General features: G+C 70.3%; 13 protein-coding genes. 5 read left to right on the top strand and 8 right to left on the bottom strand.

The genetic code is table 11. The annotated features are described in order from the left end of the window. Positions 1 to 15: 15 nt before the first annotated feature. Entirely contained in the window at positions 16 to 2,589 is a 2,574-nt protein-coding gene (locus tag ACFYXH_RS25840; protein ID WP_389567360.1) for a DEAD/DEAH box helicase, read from the bottom strand. 60 nt (positions 2,590 to 2,649) lie between these two features. On the opposite strand from ACFYXH_RS25840, the gene ACFYXH_RS25835 reads away from it, so the two are divergent. Then, complete coding sequence (locus ACFYXH_RS25835) at positions 2,650 to 3,441, top strand: metal-dependent hydrolase (protein WP_385304906.1); 792 nt, start codon at positions 2,650 to 2,652, stop codon at positions 3,439 to 3,441. A 93-nt stretch (positions 3,442 to 3,534) separates the two neighbouring features. Here ACFYXH_RS25835 and ACFYXH_RS25830 read toward each other — a convergent pair whose 3' ends face one another. Next, complete coding sequence (locus tag ACFYXH_RS25830) at positions 3,535 to 5,316, bottom strand: ABC transporter ATP-binding protein (RefSeq protein ID WP_389567357.1); 1,782 nt, start codon at positions 5,314 to 5,316, stop codon at positions 3,535 to 3,537. Then, positions 5,313 to 7,127, bottom strand: a complete 1,815-nt coding sequence (locus tag ACFYXH_RS25825) for an ABC transporter transmembrane domain-containing protein (RefSeq protein ID WP_389567739.1) — start codon at positions 7,125 to 7,127, stop codon at positions 5,313 to 5,315. The genes ACFYXH_RS25830 and ACFYXH_RS25825 overlap by 4 nt, the downstream gene beginning before the upstream one ends. A 157-nt stretch (positions 7,128 to 7,284) precedes the next feature. Between ACFYXH_RS25825 and ACFYXH_RS25820 the strand changes: the two genes are divergently transcribed. Next, positions 7,285 to 8,898, top strand: a complete 1,614-nt coding sequence (locus ACFYXH_RS25820) for a peptide-N4-asparagine amidase (protein WP_389567354.1) — start codon at positions 7,285 to 7,287, stop codon at positions 8,896 to 8,898. Positions 8,899 to 9,049: 151 nt separating this feature from the next. Here ACFYXH_RS25820 and ACFYXH_RS25815 read toward each other — a convergent pair whose 3' ends face one another. After that, positions 9,050 to 9,511, bottom strand: a complete 462-nt coding sequence (locus tag ACFYXH_RS25815; protein ID WP_327322019.1) for a MarR family transcriptional regulator — start codon at positions 9,509 to 9,511, stop codon at positions 9,050 to 9,052. A gap of 119 nt (positions 9,512 to 9,630) precedes the next feature. Between ACFYXH_RS25815 and ACFYXH_RS25810 the strand changes: the two genes are divergently transcribed. The 3 genes from ACFYXH_RS25810 (at position 9,631) to mltG (ending at position 13,017) form a co-directional block, all read left to right on the top strand. Then, positions 9,631 to 11,439 carry an ABC transporter ATP-binding protein gene (locus ACFYXH_RS25810; RefSeq protein ID WP_389567350.1) on the top strand — a complete coding sequence of 603 codons (1,809 nt, stop codon included), beginning with the start codon at positions 9,631 to 9,633 and terminating at the stop codon, positions 11,437 to 11,439. A 39-nt stretch (positions 11,440 to 11,478) separates the two neighbouring features. After that, on the top strand, positions 11,479 to 12,072 hold the full coding sequence (locus tag ACFYXH_RS25805; RefSeq protein WP_389567348.1) for a hypothetical protein: 594 nt from the start codon (positions 11,479 to 11,481) through the stop codon (positions 12,070 to 12,072). Positions 12,073 to 12,168: 96 nt separating this feature from the next. Continuing rightward, positions 12,169 to 13,017, top strand: a complete 849-nt coding sequence (gene mltG, locus ACFYXH_RS25800) for an endolytic transglycosylase MltG (protein ID WP_389567345.1) — start codon at positions 12,169 to 12,171, stop codon at positions 13,015 to 13,017. Between the two features lie 6 nt (positions 13,018 to 13,023). Here the strand turns inward: mltG and ACFYXH_RS25795 are convergent, their stop codons facing one another. The 4 genes from ACFYXH_RS25795 to ACFYXH_RS25780 form a co-directional block, all read right to left on the bottom strand. Beyond that, positions 13,024 to 14,103, bottom strand: a complete 1,080-nt coding sequence (locus ACFYXH_RS25795) for an NAD(P)-binding domain-containing protein (protein ID WP_389567736.1) — start codon at positions 14,101 to 14,103, stop codon at positions 13,024 to 13,026. A 76-nt stretch (positions 14,104 to 14,179) separates the two neighbouring features. Continuing rightward, positions 14,180 to 15,718, bottom strand: coding sequence for an aldehyde dehydrogenase family protein (locus tag ACFYXH_RS25790; RefSeq protein ID WP_389567342.1), 1,539 nt, complete (start codon positions 15,716 to 15,718; stop codon positions 14,180 to 14,182). After that, on the bottom strand, positions 15,715 to 17,055 hold the full coding sequence (locus ACFYXH_RS25785) for a 2-oxoadipate dioxygenase/decarboxylase family protein (protein ID WP_389567340.1): 1,341 nt from the start codon (positions 17,053 to 17,055) through the stop codon (positions 15,715 to 15,717). The genes ACFYXH_RS25790 and ACFYXH_RS25785 overlap by 4 nt, the downstream gene beginning before the upstream one ends. Before the next feature lie 56 nt (positions 17,056 to 17,111). Then, entirely contained in the window at positions 17,112 to 18,266 is a 1,155-nt protein-coding gene (locus ACFYXH_RS25780) for an NAD(P)/FAD-dependent oxidoreductase (RefSeq protein WP_389567337.1), read from the bottom strand. Between the last annotated feature and the right edge of the window lie 38 nt (positions 18,267 to 18,304).

The raw sequence follows: 18,304 nt of genomic DNA, 5'->3' as shown, positions 1-18,304 counted from the left end.
CCTGTATTCCCAGTGTCAGAGCTGGCCGACGGATGTGACGCGCACGACGGCCCGGCCTTCCTCGTCGGAGGCCGCCAGATCGACCTCCGCGCTGATACCCCAGTCATGGTCGCCGTTCGGGTCGGCGAAGATCTGCCGGACCCGCCACAGACCGTGCTCCGGATCCTCCTCGATCAGCAGCAGCTTGGGGCCGCGCGCATCGGGTCCGGTGCTCAGGTCCTCGTACTCGTCCCAGTACTTGTCCATCGCCTCGCCCCAGGCGTCCTCGTCCCAGCCGGACTCGGCGTCCAGCTCGCCGAGCTCGCGGACGTGGTCCAGCGCGGCCAGTTCCACCCGGCGGAACATGGCGTTGCGTACGAGCACACGGAAGGCGCGGGCGTTCGCCGTGACCGGCTTGACCTGGTCGGCCTTCTCCTGGGCCTGCTCGGCCGTTTCGACCTCCGGGTTGGCAAGCTGCTCCCACTCGTCGAGCAGACTGGAGTCGACCTGCCGCACCATCTCGCCGAGCCAGGCGATCAGGTCCTGAAGGTCCTCGGTCTTGAGGTCGTCGGGGATGGTGTGGTCAAGAGCCTTGTACGCGCTCGCGAGATAGCGCAGCACGATGCCCTCGGTGCGCGCGAGCTCGTACCAGGAGGTGAACTCCGTGAAGGTGAGGGCCCGTTCGTACATGTCACGGATGACGGACTTCGGCGAGACCGGGTGGTCACCGACCCACGGGTGCGACTTCTTGTAGACGTTGTACGCGTGCCACAGCAGCTCTTCCAGCGGCTTGGGGTAGGAGATGTCCTGGAGTCGCTCCATGCGCTCCTCGTACTCGATGCCGTCCGCCTTCATCTGGCCGACCGCCTCACCGCGCGCCTTGTTCTGCATGGCGGCGAGGATCTGGCGAGGGTCGTCGAGCGTCGACTCGACGACAGAGACCATGTCCAGGGCGTAGGACGGGGACTCCGGGTCGAGCAGGTCGAAGGCCGCGAGTGCGAACGTCGACAGCGGCTGGTTCAGCGCGAAGTCCTGCTGGAGGTCGACGGTGAGCCGGATGGTGCGGCCCTCGGCATCGGGCTTGTCCAACTGTTCCACCACCCCGCCGTCGAGCAGCGAGCGGTAGATGGCGATGGCCCGGCGGATATGGCGCAGCTGCGCCTTGCGTGGTTCGTGGTTGTCCTCGAGGAGGTGGCGCATCGCCTCGAAGGCATTCCCGGGCCGGGCGATCACCGAGAGCAGCATGATGTTGGTGACCCGGAAGCGCGACGTCAGCGGCTCCGGCTCGGAGCCGATCAGCTTCTCGAACGTGGTGTCCGACCACGCGACAAAGCCCTCGGGAGCCTTCTTCCTGACCACCTTGCGGCGCTTCTTCGGGTCGTCGCCGGCCTTCGCGAGCGCCTTCTCGTTCTCGATGACGTGCTCGGGGGCCTGGGCGACCACAAAACCGGCGGTGTCGAATCCGGCCCGCCCGGCGCGACCGGCGATCTGATGGAACTCGCGGGCGCGGAGAGTACGTACGCGATTGCCGTCGTACTTGGTGAGAGCGGTGAACAGCACCGTGCGGATGGGGACGTTGACACCGACCCCGAGCGTGTCGGTACCGCAGATGACCTTCAACAGGCCCGCCTGCGCCAGCTTTTCGACAAGACGGCGGTACTTGGGCAGCATGCCGGCGTGGTGCACCCCGATGCCATGACGCACGTAACGGGACAGGTTCTGCCCGAACTTGGTGGTGAAGCGGAAGCTGCCGATCAGTTCGGCGATCTTGTCCTTCTCCTCACGCGTGCACATGTTGATGCTCATCAGCGACTGCGCGCGCTCGACCGCTTGGGCCTGCGTGAAGTGCACGATGTAGACCGGCGCCTGCCTGGTTTCGAGCAGCTCGGTCAGGGTCTCCGTGATCGGCGTCGTGACGTACTCGTACGAGAGCGGGACGGGCCGGGTCGCGGACCGCACGACCGAGGTCTCGCGGCCGGTGCGGCGGGTCAGGTCCTTCTCGAACATGGCGACGTCGCCGAGCGTCGCCGACATCAGGATGAACTGCGCCTGCGGCAGTTCGAGAAGCGGGATCTGCCAGGCCCAGCCGCGGTCCGGCTCGGCGTAGAAGTGGAACTCGTCCATCACGACCTGGCCGATATCGGCGTACTTGCCGTCGCGCAGCGCGATGGAGGCCAGCACCTCGGCGGTGCAGCAGATGACAGGGGCGTCGGCATTGACGGACGCGTCGCCCGTCAGCATCCCGACGTTCTCGGTGCCGAAGAGCTTGCAGAGGTCGAAGAACTTCTCGGAGACCAGCGCCTTGATCGGCGCGGTGTAGAACGTGACCTTGTCCTGAGCCAGCGCCGTGAAGTGCGCACCCGCCGCGACCAGGCTCTTTCCCGAGCCGGTGGGCGTGGAAAGGATCACATTGGCCCCGGAGACCACCTCGATCAGCGCCTCCTCCTGAGCCGGATAGAGCGTGATGCCCTGGCCTTCGGCCCACGAGGAGAAGGCTTCGAAGAGGGCATCGGGGTCGGCATCCGGCGGCAGCTGATCAATAAGGGTCACGCCCCCATCTTGCCTGCCTTCCGCCCGGATCAGGGAACCGGGCGACGGCGACAAGATCACGGGCGATACGCTGCCCTGTCAACTGGGCTTCACCACAAGAGCAATGGGGCGGGAACGCACATGATGGGACCGGCGCACTCTCTCTCCGGGGCGGCTGCCTGGCTGGGGGTGGGCGCGGCGACCGCCGCCGCCGGCCACCCGATGCCGTGGCCTGTCCTCGTCGTCGGAGCGCTGATCTGCGCGGGCGCGGCACTCGCGCCCGACCTCGACCACAAGGCGGCGACGATCTCGCGGGCCTTCGGCCCCGTCTCGCGCGGACTGTGCGAGGTCGTCGACAAGCTGTCGTACGCCGTCTACAAGGCGACGAAGAAGCCCGGCGACAAGCGCAGGACCGGCGGCCACCGCACACTCACCCACACCTGGCTGTGGGCGGTACTGATCGGTGCCGGCACCTCGGCGCTGGCGATCACCGGGGGCCGGTGGGCGGTCCTCGCGATCCTCTTCATCCACCTGGTGCTCGCGGTGGAGGGCCTGCTGTGGCGGGCCGCGCGGGTCTCTAGCGATGTACTGGTGTGGCTGCTGGGCGCGACGAGCGCCTGGATCCTGGCCGGAGTGCTGGACAAGCCGGGCAACGGCTCGGACTGGCTGTTCACTGCCCCGGGCCAGGAGTACCTGTGGCTGGGTCTGCCGATCGTGCTGGGCGCCCTGGTGCATGACATCGGCGATGCTCTGACCGTTTCGGGCTGCCCGGTCCTGTGGCCGATACCGGTGGGCCGCAAGCGCTGGTACCCGATCGGCCCGCCGAAGGCGATGCGGTTCAGGGCGGGCAGCTGGGTGGAGCTGAAGGTGCTGATGCCGGTGTTCATGCTGCTCGGGGGAGTGGGCGGCGCGGCGGCGCTGGGCTACATCTAGGGGTCCGCGGCGCTCAGCGGGCCCGGTTGCGGCTACTGACAACCGTCCGCGGCGAGCGGGCCCGGTCACGGCTGCCGACCCGGCCCGCGGCACTCACCCGTGCCAGGAACGCCACAGTGCCGCGTACGCCCCGTCCGCCGCCGCCAGTTCGTCGTGGCTGCCCAGCTCGCTGATCCGGCCCTCCTCCACCACCGCGATCACATCCGCGTCGTGCGCGGTGTGCAGGCGGTGAGCGATCGCCACCACCGTGCGCCCGTCCAGGACCCGTGACAGCGAGCGTTCCAGATGCCGTGCCGCCCGCGGGTCGAGGAGCGAGGTCGCCTCGTCCAGGACCAGTGTGTGCGGGTCCGCGAGGACCAGGCGCGCCAATGCGATCTGCTGGGCCTGTGCCGGGGTCAGGGCGAGGCCGCCCGAGCCGACCTCGGTGTCCAGGCCGTCGTCGAGACTCCGTGACCAGGAGTCCGCGTCGACCGCGCCGAGCGCCGCCCACAGCTCCGCGTCGGAAGCGCCGGTACGCGCCAGCAGCAGGTTGTCGCGCAGCGAGCCCACGAAGACGTGGTGCTCCTGGTTGACGAGCGCTACATGTTCGCGGACGCGCTCCGCCGGCATCCGGGACAGCTCGGCCTCGCCGAGGGTGATCCGTCCCGCCCGCGGCGCGTAGATACCCGCGAGCAGCCGGCCCAGCGTCGACTTGCCCGCGCCGGACGGGCCGACCAGGGCCAGCCGGGTGCCCGGCGCCACGGCCAGGGACACCTGGTGCAGCACATCCACGCCCTCGCGGTAGCCGAAGTGCACCCCGTCCGCGCGCACATCGCGTCCGTCCGGGCTGACCTTGCCGTCGCCCGCGTCCGGCTCGATCTCGCGGACGCCCACCAGCCTGGCCAGCGACACCTGGGCCACCTGCAGCTCGTCGTACCAGCGAAGGATGATGCCGACCGGGTCGACGAGCATCTGGGCCAGCAGCGCCCCCGTTGTCAGCTGACCGACGTCGATCCAGCCCCGCAGGACGAACCAGCCGCCGATCATCAGCACCGAGCCGAGCACCGTGACATGCGTGAGGTTGATGACGGGGAAGAGGACCGAGCGCAGATGGAGCGTGTAGCGCTCCCACGACGTCCACTCCTTGACCCGCTGGTCGGAGAGCGCGATGCGGCGATCGCCGAGGCGGTGCGCCTCGATGGTCCGGCCCGCGTCGACCGTCTCGGCGAGGACGGCAGCGACCGCCGCATACCCGGCAGCCTCCGAGCGGTACGCGGAAGGGGCCCGCTTGAAGTACCAGCGGCAGCCCGCCACCAGCAGCGGTGCGGCCACCAGCACCGCCAGTGCGAGCGGCGGCGCCGTCACCGCGAGACCGCCCAGCAGCAGCGCCGCCCACACCACGCCGATGGCGAGCTGCGGCACGGCCTCGCGCATGGCGTTGGCCAGCCGGTCGATGTCGGTGGTGATACGGGAGAGCAGATCGCCGGTACCGGCCCGCTCCAGCACGCCCGGCGGCAGGCCGACCGATCGCACGAGGAAGTCCTCGCGCAGATCGGCCAGCATCTCCTCGCCGAGCATCGCGCCGCGCAGCCGCACCAGCCGTACGAACACGGTCTGAAGGACGAGCGCGAGCGCGAACACCGCGATGGTGCGCTCCAGATGGAGCTCGCGCGCCCCGTCCGTCAGCCGCTCCACCACCGAGCCGAGCAGATACGGGCCCGTCATGGACGCGATCACCGCGATCGCGTTGACGGCGATCAGTGCGACAAAGGCGCGCCGGTGCCGGTGCAGCAGCTCGCGCACATAGGACCGTACGGTCGCGGCACTGCCGACGGGCAGCGTCGTCGCCGACTCCGGTGCCGCCGGGTCGTACTCCGGCGGCGCGATGCCGATCATGCCGACTCCTCGATCTCTGCGAATGCTTCCAGTTCAGCCGCTTCGGCCGTCCTCAGCCGCTCCTCGGCCTCGTCGTCCGTCTCACGGGTGACGACGGCCCGGTAGCGCGGCTCGGTGTGCAGCAGCTCGCGGTGTACGCCGACGGCCACCACCTCGTGGTTGTCGACCAGCACCACCCGGTCCGCGAGGTCCAGCAGGAGCGGGGACGAGGCGAAGACCACGGTCGTACGGTCGGCGCGCAGGCGCTTGACGCCCGCCGCGACCCGCGCCTCCGTGTGCGAGTCGACGGCCGATGTCGGCTCGTCCAGGACCAGCACCTCGGGGTCGGTCACCAGCGAACGGGCCAGCGCGAGGCGCTGCCGCTGGCCACCCGACAGGGACCGGCCGCGCTCGGTGATCCGCGTCCGCATCGGGTCGCCGTCGGTGTCCACGGACGCCTGGGCGAGCGCGTCCAGCACATCCCCGCACTGCGCCGCATCGAGCGCGTCCTCCGCGGACACCTGGCCGGACGAGGGCACGTCGAGAAGCTCCCGCAGTGTGCCGGAGAGCAGCACCGGATCCTTGTCCTGTACGAGGACGGCCGCACGGGACTCGTCCAGCGTCAGCTCGTCCAGCGGCACGCCGCCGAGCAGTACGGACGTGGGGTTGTCCGCCTCGGCGGCCGGATGCCCGCCGAGGCGTTCGGCCAGCAGTCCGGCAGCGTCCGGGTCGCCGCACACCACGGCGGTGAACCGGCCTGCCGGAGCGAGAACTCCGGTGACCGGGTCGTACAGATCTCCGCTCGGGCGGCCGTACTCGACCCCGGACGGCTCCGTCGTGCGGCGCAGCGCCAGCACCCGTGCCGCCCGCTTCGCGGAGGGCCGGGAGAAGGAGAAGGCCATGGCGATCTCCTCGACGTTTCTCAACGGGTAGTGCGTCAGCAGCACCGCGCTGTAGACGGTGACGAGCTGGCCCACCTCGATCCGGCCGTCGAGCGTGAGCTTCGCGCCGTACCCGACCACGGCGGTCATCAGCAGACCGGGCAGCAGCACCTGGATCGCGGAGATCAGCGCCCACATACGGGCGCTGCGGACGGCGGCCCGGCGCACCTCCTGCGATGCCCGGCGGTAGCGGCCGAGGAACAGCTCCTCTCCGCCGATACCGCGCAGCACCCGCAGGCCGGCGACCGTGTCGGAGGCCAGCTCGGTGGCCTTGCCCGCCTTCTCGCGCTGGATGTCCGCGCGCCGGGTGGCGCGGGGCAGCAACGGCAGTACGGCCAGGGCCAGTACCGGTACGCCGATCGCGACCATGAAGCCGAGCGCGGGCTCGTAGATCACCAGACCGACGCAGACCACGACCAGCGTGGTGGCGGCCGCCGCGAACCGCGACAGCGCTTCGACGAACCAGCCGATCTTCTCCACATCACCGGTCGAGACCGCGATGACCTCGCCGGCGGCGACCCGGCGGGTCAGGACCGCCCCGAGCTCCGCGGTCCTGCGGGCCAGCAGCTGCTGGACACGGGCCGCTGCGGTGATCCAGTTGGTGACGGCGGCGCGGTGCAGCATCGTGTCGCCCAGCGAGATGGCCGCGCCGAGCAGCACGATCAGCCCGCCCGCGTACGCCAGCCGCTCGCCGGAGCGGTCCACCACGGCCTGGACGGCCAGGCCCACGCCGAGCGGCAGCCCGGCGATGCCGAGCTGGTGCATCAACCCCCAGAACAAGGCCTTGAACTGACCGCCCAGCTGATTCCGACCGAGCCACAGCAGAAAGTGCGTGCCGGACCGGACGTCGGGATCACCTGGATCGGGATACGGAAGATCGCGAATCTGCATGATGTCCCAGGGCTCGAAAGTGCGGCTCAAACCGTGCAAGGTTCGCCTTTCGGGACCCTCCTCGGCAATCGAATTTTGCGCCGGGGACACAGAACGCGCCAAGATCTGACAACTCGCTCTGGCGCACCTGACCTGCCGCACGCTTCACTCCTGACGCATGAAGAGACAGATCATGTCCATGCTCGCCGGACTGGCGCTGGCCGCGGGGTCGCTGCTCGGCGCCGGACCCGCCGCGGCGGCCGATACACCGCCCGCGGAGTTCGGCACCGACTGGCACGACCCGGTCACCGCCGTGCCGCCCGTCACCCGCCCCCATGCGAAGTCCTGCCAAGTGACCGTCGTCGAGGCGCAGTTCCGCGATTTCACGCCGTACAAGGGGAGTTACGCACCGTCGAAGGGATGCGGCGACCGCTGGAGCAAGGTGGTGCTGCGGCTCGACGGGAGCGTCAAGGGGCGGCAGTACGACCGGCTCGGGCATCTCGCCGTCGGCGGCGTGGAGATCCTGCGCACCTCAACGCCGCAGCCCTCGCCGGACGGCATCGCCTGGTCGGTGGAGAAGGACATCACGCGCTACAGCGACATCCTGCGCCGTACCCAGCCGGTCGAGATGCTCATCGGCAATGTCGTCAATGAGACGTACACCGGCGTCTTCGACGTGAAGGTCACACTGACCTTCTACGCGGCCGAGCGCGCCGCGAAGCCGGCAGCGCAGCCCGACGAGGCGCCGGACAGGGTGCCGGACAAGGTGCTTGCCCTGGACGGCACTTCGCTCACCACTCCGCGCAACTCCGAGCGGATCCTTGCCGAGGTGTACGCCACCGGATCGGGCGGCGGCTGCGAGGAGTACTGGTATCTGACCGTCCCGGACACCGCCCCGTACTCGTGCAAAGCCGCGGGCGGTCCGTACCGCGAGGTGCAGATCAAGGTGGACGGACAGCTCGCGGGAATCGCCGCGCCGTTCCCGACGGTCTGGACGGGCGGCTGGTCCAACCCCTTCCTCTGGTACGTGACGCCGGGGCCGCGTGCCTTCGACATCAAGCCGATCCAGTACGACCTCACGCCCTTCGCCGCGCGGCTCAACGACGGCCGGCCGCACCGCGTCGAGGTGTCCGTCGTCGGAGTCCCGGCCGGCCGGACCGGCTGGAGCACGCCCACCAATGTGCTGGTGTGGCAGGACAACGGGAGTGATGTCGTCACCGGCGCGCTGACCCGCCACGAGGAGAGCGCGCCCGTCAACTCGGTGACGTACACGCCCGGTTCCGAGCACCGGCTCGACACAAAGGGCGGTCACCGGCTCACCGTCGCCGGTCACCTCAACACCTCGCACGGTCGCGTCGCCACGACCGTGACCCGCGTGCTGGGCAACACCTCCGTACACCGCTGGACCGAGGGCGAGAACCTGGATGCGCTCAAGGGCACCTGGACGGACGACGGGACGGTGACCAGCGGACGCCGGATCTCGGCCACGCACCGGACGTACACGATGGACGGAGTCACCACGCTGGGCGCGGGCGACCGGCTGCGTACCGTCCTCACCCTCGGGGACAAGGCCGACGCGGTCGTCGCACAGGGCGGGAAGCGCCTGGCCTGGTCGCGGCTCGACGACACGTACAGCGGCGATGCGACCTACACCGCCAATGTGCCGCGCGACCAGCGGCACGCGGTCGGGACGACGGCGGAGCGCTACCGGCTGTACGGCTCCGAGGGCTGCTACGACCGCAGCCTGCGGACCGTCCAGGGGACGGTGACCGAAGACCGGCTGCGCTGCTGAAGCGGGCACGGGCACGGGGTCGCAGGCGCGCGTCGACCGCGCCGACCGAAGGGTTCCGAAGGTGAGTTGCCGCGGCGGACCGGACCGCGACGGGTCGTACGCTCCCGCTCCGGCAGTGCGGAGCGGGAGCTGCGGCCCGTCGCCCGATCCGTCAGCAGCGTGGCCCCGGTCCGTCGACCAGGGTGGACAGCAGCCCGCCGAACACCTCGCGCTGTTCGGCGGTCAGTGGAGCCAGGATGTCCTCCGCGGCCGCGCGGCGGGCGCTGCGCAGCGCCCGGAGCGTGGCGCGGCCGGTGTCGGTGAGCTCGATCCGGGTCACCCTGCGATTGCTCGGATCGGGGATGCGGCGGACGCAGTCACTCGTCTCCAGGCCGTCGACCAGGCTGGTCACGGCGCGAGGTACCACTTCCAGGCGCGCGGCGAGATCGGCCATGCGCGGCGGCTGGTCGTAATGCGCGACGGTGCGCAGCAGCCGGGACTGCGCGGGCGTGATCGCGATGTCGGCCGACTCCAGCTGCCGTTTCTGACTGCGGTGGAGTCGTCGCGTCAGCCGCAGCAGTTGCTCGGCCAGCAGGCCGTCGGCGTCGGATGCCCCGGAAGATGAGTACAGCATGCCGGAACAATATCAGGAGCAGGCTCATTGTGAATATAGGTAACAGTGAGCTAAGCTCTCCAAAACTTTGCTGAACCGCCCCTGTCCCACCCCCGACTCAGCCCCTGTCGAAGGAGCCCATGCACCCCGAAGCCGTCACCTGGACACCCCCGCCCAAGGACCCGGAGCAGCCGCCCGCCGAGGTGCGGCGCATCCTCCGGCTCTTCCGTCCCTACCGCGGCCGGCTCGCGATCGTCGGGCTGCTCGTCGCAGCCGCGTCGCTCGTCTCGGTCGCCTCGCCGTTCCTGCTGCGCGAGATCCTCGACACCGCCATCCCGCAGGGCCGCACCGGGCTGCTCAGCCTGCTCGCCCTCGGCATGATCCTCACCGCGGTGATGAACAGCGTCTTCGGTGTGCTCCAGACGCTGATATCCACCACCGTCGGCCAGCGCGTCATGCACGACCTGCGCACCGCCGTCTACGCCCAGCTGCAGCGCATGCCGCTCGCCTTCTTCACCAGGACCCGCACCGGAGAGGTCCAGTCGCGCATCGCCAATGACATCGGCGGGATGCAGGCGACCGTGACCTCCACCGCGACCTCCCTGGTCTCCAACCTCACGGCCGTGGTCGCCACCGTCGTCGCGATGCTCGCGCTGGACTGGCGGCTCACCGCCGTCTCGCTGCTCCTGCTGCCGCTGTTCGTCTGGATCAGCCGCCGGGTCGGCCGCGAGCGCAAGAAGATCACCACGCAGCGGCAGAAGCAGATGGCCGCCATGGCCGCCACCGTCACCGAGTCGCTCTCCGTCAGCGGCATCCTGCTCGGCCGCACTATGGGCCGGGCCGACTCGCTCACCAGGTCCTTCGCCGAGGAGTCCGAGCGCCTCGTCGACCTCGAAGTGCGCTCCAGCATGGCCGGCCGGTGGCGGATGTCGACCATAGGCATCGTCATGGCCGCCATGCCCGCCCTCATCTACTGGGCCGCGGGCCTGGCGCTCCAGTCCGGCGGACCCGCGATCTCCATCGGCACGCTCGTCGCCTTTGTCTCGCTCCAGCAGGGCCTGTTCCGGCCCGCCGTGAGCCTGCTCTCCACCGGAGTGCAGATGCAGACCTCGCTCGCTCTCTTCCAGCGGATCTTCGAGTATCTGGACCTGCCGGTCGACATCACCGAGCCTGTCGAACCGGTCCGGCTCGAAAAGGTCCTCGGCGAAGTGCGCTTCGAAGACGTCGACTTCGCCTACGAGGCGAAGCAGGCCCGGCCGACCCTCGACGGGATAGATGTCACGGTGCCGGCGGGTGGCAGCCTCGCCGTCGTCGGGCCCACCGGTTCCGGAAAGTCCACGCTCAGCTATCTGGTGCCCCGGCTGTACGACGTCACCGGCGGCCGGGTCACGGTTGACGGCGTCGATGTGCGCGACCTCGACTTCGACACGCTCGCCCGGACCGTGGGCGTCGTCTCCCAGGAGACGTACCTCTTCCATGCCTCCGTCGCCGACAATCTGCGCTTCGCCAAACCGGACGCCACCGACGCGGAGATTGAGGCGGCCGCCCGCGCCGCGCAGATCCACGACCACATTGCGTCCCTGCCCGACGGCTACGACACCCTGGTCGGCGAGCGCGGCTACCGCTTCTCCGGCGGTGAGAAGCAGCGGCTCGCCATCGCCCGCACCATCCTGCGCGATCCGCCCGTCCTCATCCTCGACGAGGCGACCAGCGCCCTCGACACCCGTACGGAGCACGCCGTGCAGCAGGCGATCGACGCGATCTCCGCAGGCCGTACGACCATCACCATCGCCCACCGCCTCTCCACGGTCCGGGACGCCGACCAGATCGTCGTTCTCGACGCGGGGCGCATAGCCGAGCGCGGCAGCCATGAGGAGCTGCTCGAGCGGGACGGCCGCTATGCCGCTCTGGTGCGCAGGGACGCGCGGTTGGCCCCCGTCGCACCCTGACACGGACCGCCCTCGTCCGGTACGGCATGATCACCGCCCATGAGAGCTCTTCTTGGGGTGGAACTGCCCGGATACCGGCCCGTCGACAACGACGTCTGGGCGAACGACCAAGGCGATGTGCTGTCGCTGCACTTCTTCGGGCTGCCGCCGGACATGCCCGCCTCGCTCGACGACGGTCCCGCGCTGCGCGCCGCACTCACCCGCCTCACGGCCGACGCGGGCGGCGGTCTGATCGAGGCCTCGGTGAAGAGTCTGGGACAGCTGCCCGCGCTGAAGCAGATACTCAAGCTGCCGCTGCCGGGACAGCCCGCGGGCCAGGCGTTCATCGGCAGTTTCACCGTGCCGCGCGCGACATGCAGCACCGTGGTGAAGATCCAGGCGCCCGAGCGCGGCATGACGGGAATGCGGGAGGCCATGGTGATGGCCCAGGTCGGCACCGACAAGTACTTCAGGCCGCACCCGTACGCGCCGGAGGTCCAGGGCGGTCTGCCCTTCCACGCCGCCGACCATGCCCAGTGGGACGCGCAGTTCCCCGACCACCCGCTGACCAAGGTCAGGCGCACCCTCGACACCCTTGCCGAGGCAGTCCAGGTGGTACCGGAGTTCGCCGCGCTGCCGCCCTTCGTGCGGTAGACCTCACGATCTCCCGACGTACGGCGGACCCGGCGGAGCCTGCTCGCGCCTCGCCGGGTGCCGTGATCGGCGCGGGCTCCGGGTTAGCGTGCCCGTATGAAGAACGAACCGTCGTCGGCACAGCCCGGTCGCAGGCTCCGCCTGACCCGCCGTGGCCGGCTGGTCCTGATCGTGGTGAGCGCGGTCGTCGTCGCGGCTGCCGCGGTACTGGTGCCGCTCCTGCTGCCGAAGGAGACCACGGGGAAGAAGGCGACACTGGTCGTGCCCGAGGGCTGGCGCGCCTCGCAGGTGTACGCGGCGGTCGACAAGGCCCTCGACGTGGCACCCGGCACCACCCGGAAGGCGGCAGGCGCGGCGAAACTGGGACTGCCCGTCGACGCCAGGGGCAATCCTGAGGGTTACCTCTTCCCGGCCACGTATCCGGTCGACTCCAAGACCACGCCCACGACCCTGCTCAGTTACATGGTCAACACGGCCGGGCAGCGGTTCGGGGCCATGCACATCAGCAGCGGCGCCCAGCGCAGCGGAGTGACGGCCTATCAGACCGTGAACATCGCCAGCATTGTGCAGGCCGAGGCCGATACTCCCCAGGACATGGGGAAGGTGGCGCGGGTCATCTACAACCGGCTCGCCCAGGGGATGCCGCTGCAGATGGACTCGACGCTGAACTACGCGCTGAACCGCAGCACCCTGGACACCACGGCGAGCGACATCAAGCTCGACAGTCCGTACAACAGCTATCAACGCCGGGGGCTGCCGCCCACTCCGATCGACAATCCGGGGGACGAGGCGATGAACGCGGCGGTCAATCCGGCGCCCGGGAGGTGGCTCTACTTCGTCACCGTGGCGCCCGGGGACACCCGTTTCACCGCCAGTTACGAGGATCACCGGCGCAATGTCGAGGAGTTCAACGCCAAGCGCAGGAGCGCGGGCAACAGCGGCTGACGGCCGTCAGACCAGGGCCGGTTCGATCTCGCCTGCGCGCTCCAGCAGCCGCTTGATCTCACGGACCGCCGCCCGGCCCGCCCGGTTGGCGCCGATCGTCGAGGCCGAAGGCCCGTATCCGACCAGATGGATGCGGGCGTCCCGGACGGCGCGGGTGCCCTCCACCTGAATGCCGCCGCCCGGCTCGCGCAGCCGCAGCGGTGCGAGGTGGTCGATCGCCGCGCGGAAACCGGTCGCCCAGAGGATCACATCCGCCTCCACCGTCCGCCCGTCGTCCCAGGCGGCCCCGGTCGGAGTGATCCGGTCGAACATCGGCAGCCGGTCCAGGACCCCGTTCGCGCGGGCGCGGCGTACGGCGTCGTTGACCGGCAGCCCGGTGACGGAGACCACGCTCATCGGCGGCAGTCCGCGCCGAACCCGCTCCTCCACCATGGCCACCGCCGCCCGGCCGGCACCCTCGTCGAACGGCCCCTCGCGGAAGACGGGCGGCCGGCGCGTCACCCAGGTCGTGTCCGCTGCCACCTCCGCGATCTCCATCAGATGCTGCGTCCCCGAGGCGCCACCGCCCACCACGATCACGCGCTGCCCGGTGAACTCCTCGGGTCCCGGGTAGTTCACGGTGTGCAACTGCCGCCCGTGGAAGGTCTCCTGGCCGGGGTAGCGCGGCCAGAACGGACGGTCCCAGGTGCCCGTCGCATTGATCAGCGCCCGCGCCGACCAGCTCCCCTCCGAGGTCTCGACGAGCAGCCGCCCGTCCTCGCCCTCGCGCACCGCCGTGACATCGACGGGCCGGTGGACCTTCAGGTCGAAGCGCTCCTCGTACGCCGAGAAGTACTCGCCGATCACCGCGGAGGAGGGCCGCCCGTCATCGGCCCCGGTCAGCTCCATGCCAGGCAGAGCATGCATGCCGTGCACCTTGCCGTACGTCAGCGAGGGCCAGCGGAACTGCCAGGCTCCGCCGGCCCGCGGGGCATGGTCGAGCACCACGAAATCGCGGTCCGGCTCCAGTCCGGCGCGTCGCAGATGGTAGGCGCCGGACAGTCCCGCCTGTCCGGCGCCGATGACGACCACGTCCACGTCTCGCACCCCGAAGTTGTTCACGGTTCTACCAACCGCGTCGGGGTCGTGGATCTTCCCGCTCCGCTCAGCGGAATCGGAGGGGTCAGAGGAAGTTGACCCCCTGGGCCAGCGGCAGGCTGTCCGAGTAGTTCACCGTGTTGGTGGCCCGGCGCATATACGCCTTCCAGGCGTCCGAGCCGGACTCGCGGCCGCCGCCGGTCTCCTTCTCCCCGCCGAATGCTCCGCCGATCTCCGCACCGGACGTGCCGATGTTGACATTGGCGATACCGCAGTCGGAGCCGTCGGCGGCCAGGAAGCGCTCCGCCTCCCGCTGGTCCTGCGTGAAGATGCTGGAGGACAGGCCCTGCGGGACCCCGTTCTGCAGCGCGACGGCCTCCTCCAGCGTCCGGTAGCTGAGCACATACAGGATCGGGGCGAAGGTCTCCCGGCGAACTACGGCGGTCTGCGCGGGCATCCGCACGACCGCGGGCCGTACATACGCCGCCTCCGGCGCCTGCTCCGCCAGCTGCCGGTCGCCGCCGGTCAGGATCTTCCCGCCGTCGGCCTCGGCCGCCGCCAGCGCCTCGGTCATACCCCGGTGCGCCGTGTCGGAGATCAGCGGGCCCACCAGGGTGGTCTCCTGGAACGGGTCGCCGACCGGCAGCTGGCCGTAGGCGTGGACGATCTTCTCCACCAGCCGGTCCGCGATGTCCTCGTGGACGATCAGGCGGCGCAGGCTGGTGCAGCGCTGGCCCGCGGTGCCCGCGGCGGAGAAGACGATCCCGCGCACGGCGAGGTCGAGATCGGCGGACGGAGTGACGATCGCCGCGTTGTTCCCGCCCAGCTCGAGCAGACAGCGGCCGAATCGGGTGGCCACACGCGGGGCGACCTCGCGTCCCATACGGACCGATCCCGTCGCGCTCACCAGGGCCACCCGTGCGTCGTCCACCAGCCGCTCACCCGCCTCGCGCCCGCCGAGCAGCAGCCGGTGCACACCCGCGGGCGCACCGGTGTCGGCGGCGGCGCGGGCGAGCAGGGCGTCGCAGGCGAGAGCGGTCAGCGGGGTCAGCTCCGAGGGCTTCCAGACGACCGTGTCGCCGCAGACCAGTGCGAGCGCGGTGTTCCACGACCAGACGGCGACCGGGAAGTTGAAGGCGGAGATCACACCGACAACACCCAGCGGATGCCAGTTCTCCGAGAGCCGGTGCCCCGGCCGTTCGGAGGCCATGGTCCGGCCGTACAGCTGACGCGAGAGCCCGACCGCGAACTCGCAGATGTCGATCATTTCCTGTACTTCGCCGAGCGCCTCGGAACGGATCTTGCCGGCCTCGATGGTGACGAGGTCCGCCAGGTGCTCCTTGTGCTCGGTCAGCAGCTCGCCAAGCCGCTTGACCAGCGCGCCACGCTGCGGCGCGGGAACGGTACGCCACTGCCTGAACGCCTCCTCGGCCACGCCGATCTCCGCGTCGGCCTGCTCGGGCGGCGTGGCGGGCAGCGTGAAGAGAGCCTCGCCGGTCAGCGGTGTGCGGGCGACGAGATCGCCACCGCCCGGGGGAAGTTGCACACCGCAGCGGAGCAGGCTCTCCTTCGCCCGGGTGCGCAGGGAGTCGTTGTCGGGGAGCGTGATGCTGTTGGTGGTCAAGATGTGTCCTTGGAGAGTCCGAGGGCCCGGCGGGCCTGCCGAAGTGAGCTGTCCTGCTGAGCGGCGTAGAGGTCGAAGGGGTCGTGGACGGGGCGCTCCAGTACGCCGGAGAGCCACTGCTGGTCGTAGTGGGCGCCGATGGCGGTGGTGTCCCGGGTGCCCTCGTCGGTGAGGTTCGACTGGAAGATGCCGGCGGCAGACGCGGGCAGGAAGTCCTCGTAGACGATGGGGTGGGCGCTCACCCAGCCGCTGTCGAGGAGGCCTGCGAGATCCTCCGGCGGGCGGCGGCCGTCGCCGGGCCGGCCCGCTACCGGCTCGTAGCGGAAGAACGCCTTGTCCTGGACGGCCAGTTGGTGTTCGGTACGCGGGAAGCGGCCGGTCCAGACCTCGGCCGGTTCGCCGATCAGCTGGTCGTAGAGGGCGCGGCCCGACCGGGTGAGCGCGATGCCGCGCGCCTCGACCTCGCCGAACCTGACCCGCAGGGAACCGGCGGCCACACTGCCGTCGGGTTCACGGAAGCGGCGGGGCTCGGCCAGGGCCCGGAACGACGTCTGGCGCAGCAGCACGTCAGGGCCGTCCCAGCGCGGCGGGCCCTGGATCCGGTCGATCATCGTGATGCCGCGGTCCGCCATCCGCCGGTAGAGCTCGTCGATGTCGAGTACGCGGGGGGTGAGGTGGTTGATATGGGTGCTGGTGACGCCGCCGATGTCGGCGGCGACGGCGGAGATCCGCTCCAGTTCCGCGTACCAGGCGCGGTCCACGGGCTGCGGTGACAGCTCGAAAGCGGCGACCGCCAGAGTCAGGAATTGCTCTGCCGTTGCCTCGTCGAGGCCCTGCTCCCGCTCGGCCCGCGCGGCCAGGTCGAGGAGCTCCGGCGGGAACAGCTCGCGCCGGCCCAGGAAGGACTCCAGCCGGGCCTCGAGTCCGGCGTCGAAGAAGCGCCGGTCGGCCGTGGTGAGCATGGAAGTGAAGACCCGGAAGGGGCTGCGTTCCAGCTCCTCGGCCTTGATGGGCCTGAAGGCGGTGGACACGACCGGGACGGCGCTGGCCGCGGCTTCGCGCAGATCGTAGAAGCCCACCGGCTCCATGCCCAGCGCGGCAAAGACCTGGGCGGCCTGGCGCATCTCGCGCGCGGTACCGACCCGGATGGCGCCGTGCCGCTCCGCCGTGACCCGCTCGATGCCGCCGAGCCGTCCCGTGTCGCCGCCCTTGCTGATCACCTCGTCGTTGACCTGCGCCGACACCTTCAGAAGCGTGGTGTACGCGGGGACTTCCATGCCGTACATGTCGGAGAGACGGCGGGCGAACGCGGCGCGCAGCCGCCAGACGGGAATCATGCGTTCCTCCTTACCTTCCGATGTACTGCATCGGGACCTTCCGGTGTACTGCGGGATCAGATGATGTGGGCCTCGGGGCGGACGGCCGCGGCGTGTCCCTCGAAGCGGGTCGCGGCTAGCGGCCCGACATCGATGAACGGCGTCCTGTCGAGGTAGAGGTCACGGACGATCTCGCCGACCGCGGGCGCCTGCAGAAAGCCGTGCCCGGAGAATCCGGTGGCATACAGAAAGCCGTTCACCCCGCCCGCCCGGCCGATCAGCGCATTGCGGTCCGGAGTCATCTCGTACAGCCCCGCCCAGCCGCTCCGGACCTGAAGACCGGCCAGTGCAGGTGCCCGCCGGGCGGCCGCCTCGCGGAACGGCTCCAGCCACTCCTGGCTGAACTCGCGCCCGAAACCCGGCTCCTGGCGCGGGTCGGACAGGCCGAGGACCAGCCCGCCCGCTCCGTCGTTGTGGAAGTAGAGCGTGGAGTCGAAGTCGAGGGTGAAGGGGACCCTCGGCGGCGCGGGACTCAGCGGCCCGGTCAGCGCGATCTGCCGGCGCAGCGGGGTGACGGGCAGCTCCACACCGGCCATCGCGCCGACGGCCGCGGACCAGGGACCCGCGGCGCAGACCACCGTCGAGGTGCGCACTGTGCCCGACGTCGTACGCACCGCCCGCACCCGCCCGCCGCCGACATCGATGCCGGTGACGGTGCAGTGCGTACGGAGGGTCGCGCCGAGGCGCCGGGCGGCGCGCAGATAGCCGTGCACGGCCGCCTTCGGCAGCGCGTAGCCGTCGTCGGGGGAGTACGCGGCGGCGACGACGGAATGCGGATCCACGTAGGGGCACAGCTCGTGCGTCTCGCGGGGCGTGATGATCCTGCTGCGGACACCGAGCTCGTTCTGTACGTCGACGGCCTGCTGGAACGTCGCCACCTCGGCCTCGTTGCCGAGGAGGAAGAGATAGCCGACGCTCTCGATGCCGATGTCGGCCCCGGGGCGGGTGGTGAAGGCCCGCCAGGCCTCCAGGCTGCGCTGCCCCAGCCTGATGTTGAGCGGATCCGAGAACTGGGCGCGAATCCCGCCGATCGGCTTGCCCGACGAGCCCGACGCCGGTTCGTCGCGCTCCAGAACCAGAACGTCCCGCACCCCGGCCTCTGCCAGATGGAAGGCGATGCTCGCCCCGACGACGCCACCGCCGACGATGACGACCTCAGCGCTGTGAACCATGAATAGAGCCGTCCCGTCTGCTCGACACATCGCGGTGG

The sequence above is a fragment of the Streptomyces sp. NPDC002730 genome (genome assembly GCF_042888805.1).
Taxonomy (GTDB): domain Bacteria; phylum Actinomycetota; class Actinomycetes; order Streptomycetales; family Streptomycetaceae; genus Streptomyces.
Note: the sequence above shows the minus strand (reverse complement) of the source record. Positions and strands in the feature narration are given on the sequence as shown.

Excerpts from the sequence above, each read along its gene's own strand:
- ACFYXH_RS25835 (WP_385304906.1), top strand. The coding sequence starts at position 2,650 with ATGATGGGACCGGCGCACTCTCTCTCCGGGGCGGCTGCCTGGCTGGGG.
- ACFYXH_RS25830 (WP_389567357.1), bottom strand. The coding sequence starts at position 5,316 with ATGATCGGCATCGCGCCGCCGGAGTACGACCCGGCGGCACCGGAGTCG.
- ACFYXH_RS25825 (WP_389567739.1), bottom strand. The coding sequence starts at position 7,127 with ATGCAGATTCGCGATCTTCCGTATCCCGATCCAGGTGATCCCGACGTC.
- ACFYXH_RS25820 (WP_389567354.1), top strand. The coding sequence starts at position 7,285 with ATGAAGAGACAGATCATGTCCATGCTCGCCGGACTGGCGCTGGCCGCG.
- ACFYXH_RS25815 (WP_327322019.1), bottom strand. The coding sequence starts at position 9,511 with ATGCTGTACTCATCTTCCGGGGCATCCGACGCCGACGGCCTGCTGGCC.
- ACFYXH_RS25810 (WP_389567350.1), top strand. The coding sequence starts at position 9,631 with ATGCACCCCGAAGCCGTCACCTGGACACCCCCGCCCAAGGACCCGGAG.
- ACFYXH_RS25805 (WP_389567348.1), top strand. The coding sequence starts at position 11,479 with ATGAGAGCTCTTCTTGGGGTGGAACTGCCCGGATACCGGCCCGTCGAC.
- mltG (WP_389567345.1), top strand. The coding sequence starts at position 12,169 with ATGAAGAACGAACCGTCGTCGGCACAGCCCGGTCGCAGGCTCCGCCTG.
- ACFYXH_RS25785 (WP_389567340.1), bottom strand. The coding sequence starts at position 17,055 with ATGATTCCCGTCTGGCGGCTGCGCGCCGCGTTCGCCCGCCGTCTCTCC.
- ACFYXH_RS25780 (WP_389567337.1), bottom strand. The coding sequence starts at position 18,266 with ATGGTTCACAGCGCTGAGGTCGTCATCGTCGGCGGTGGCGTCGTCGGG.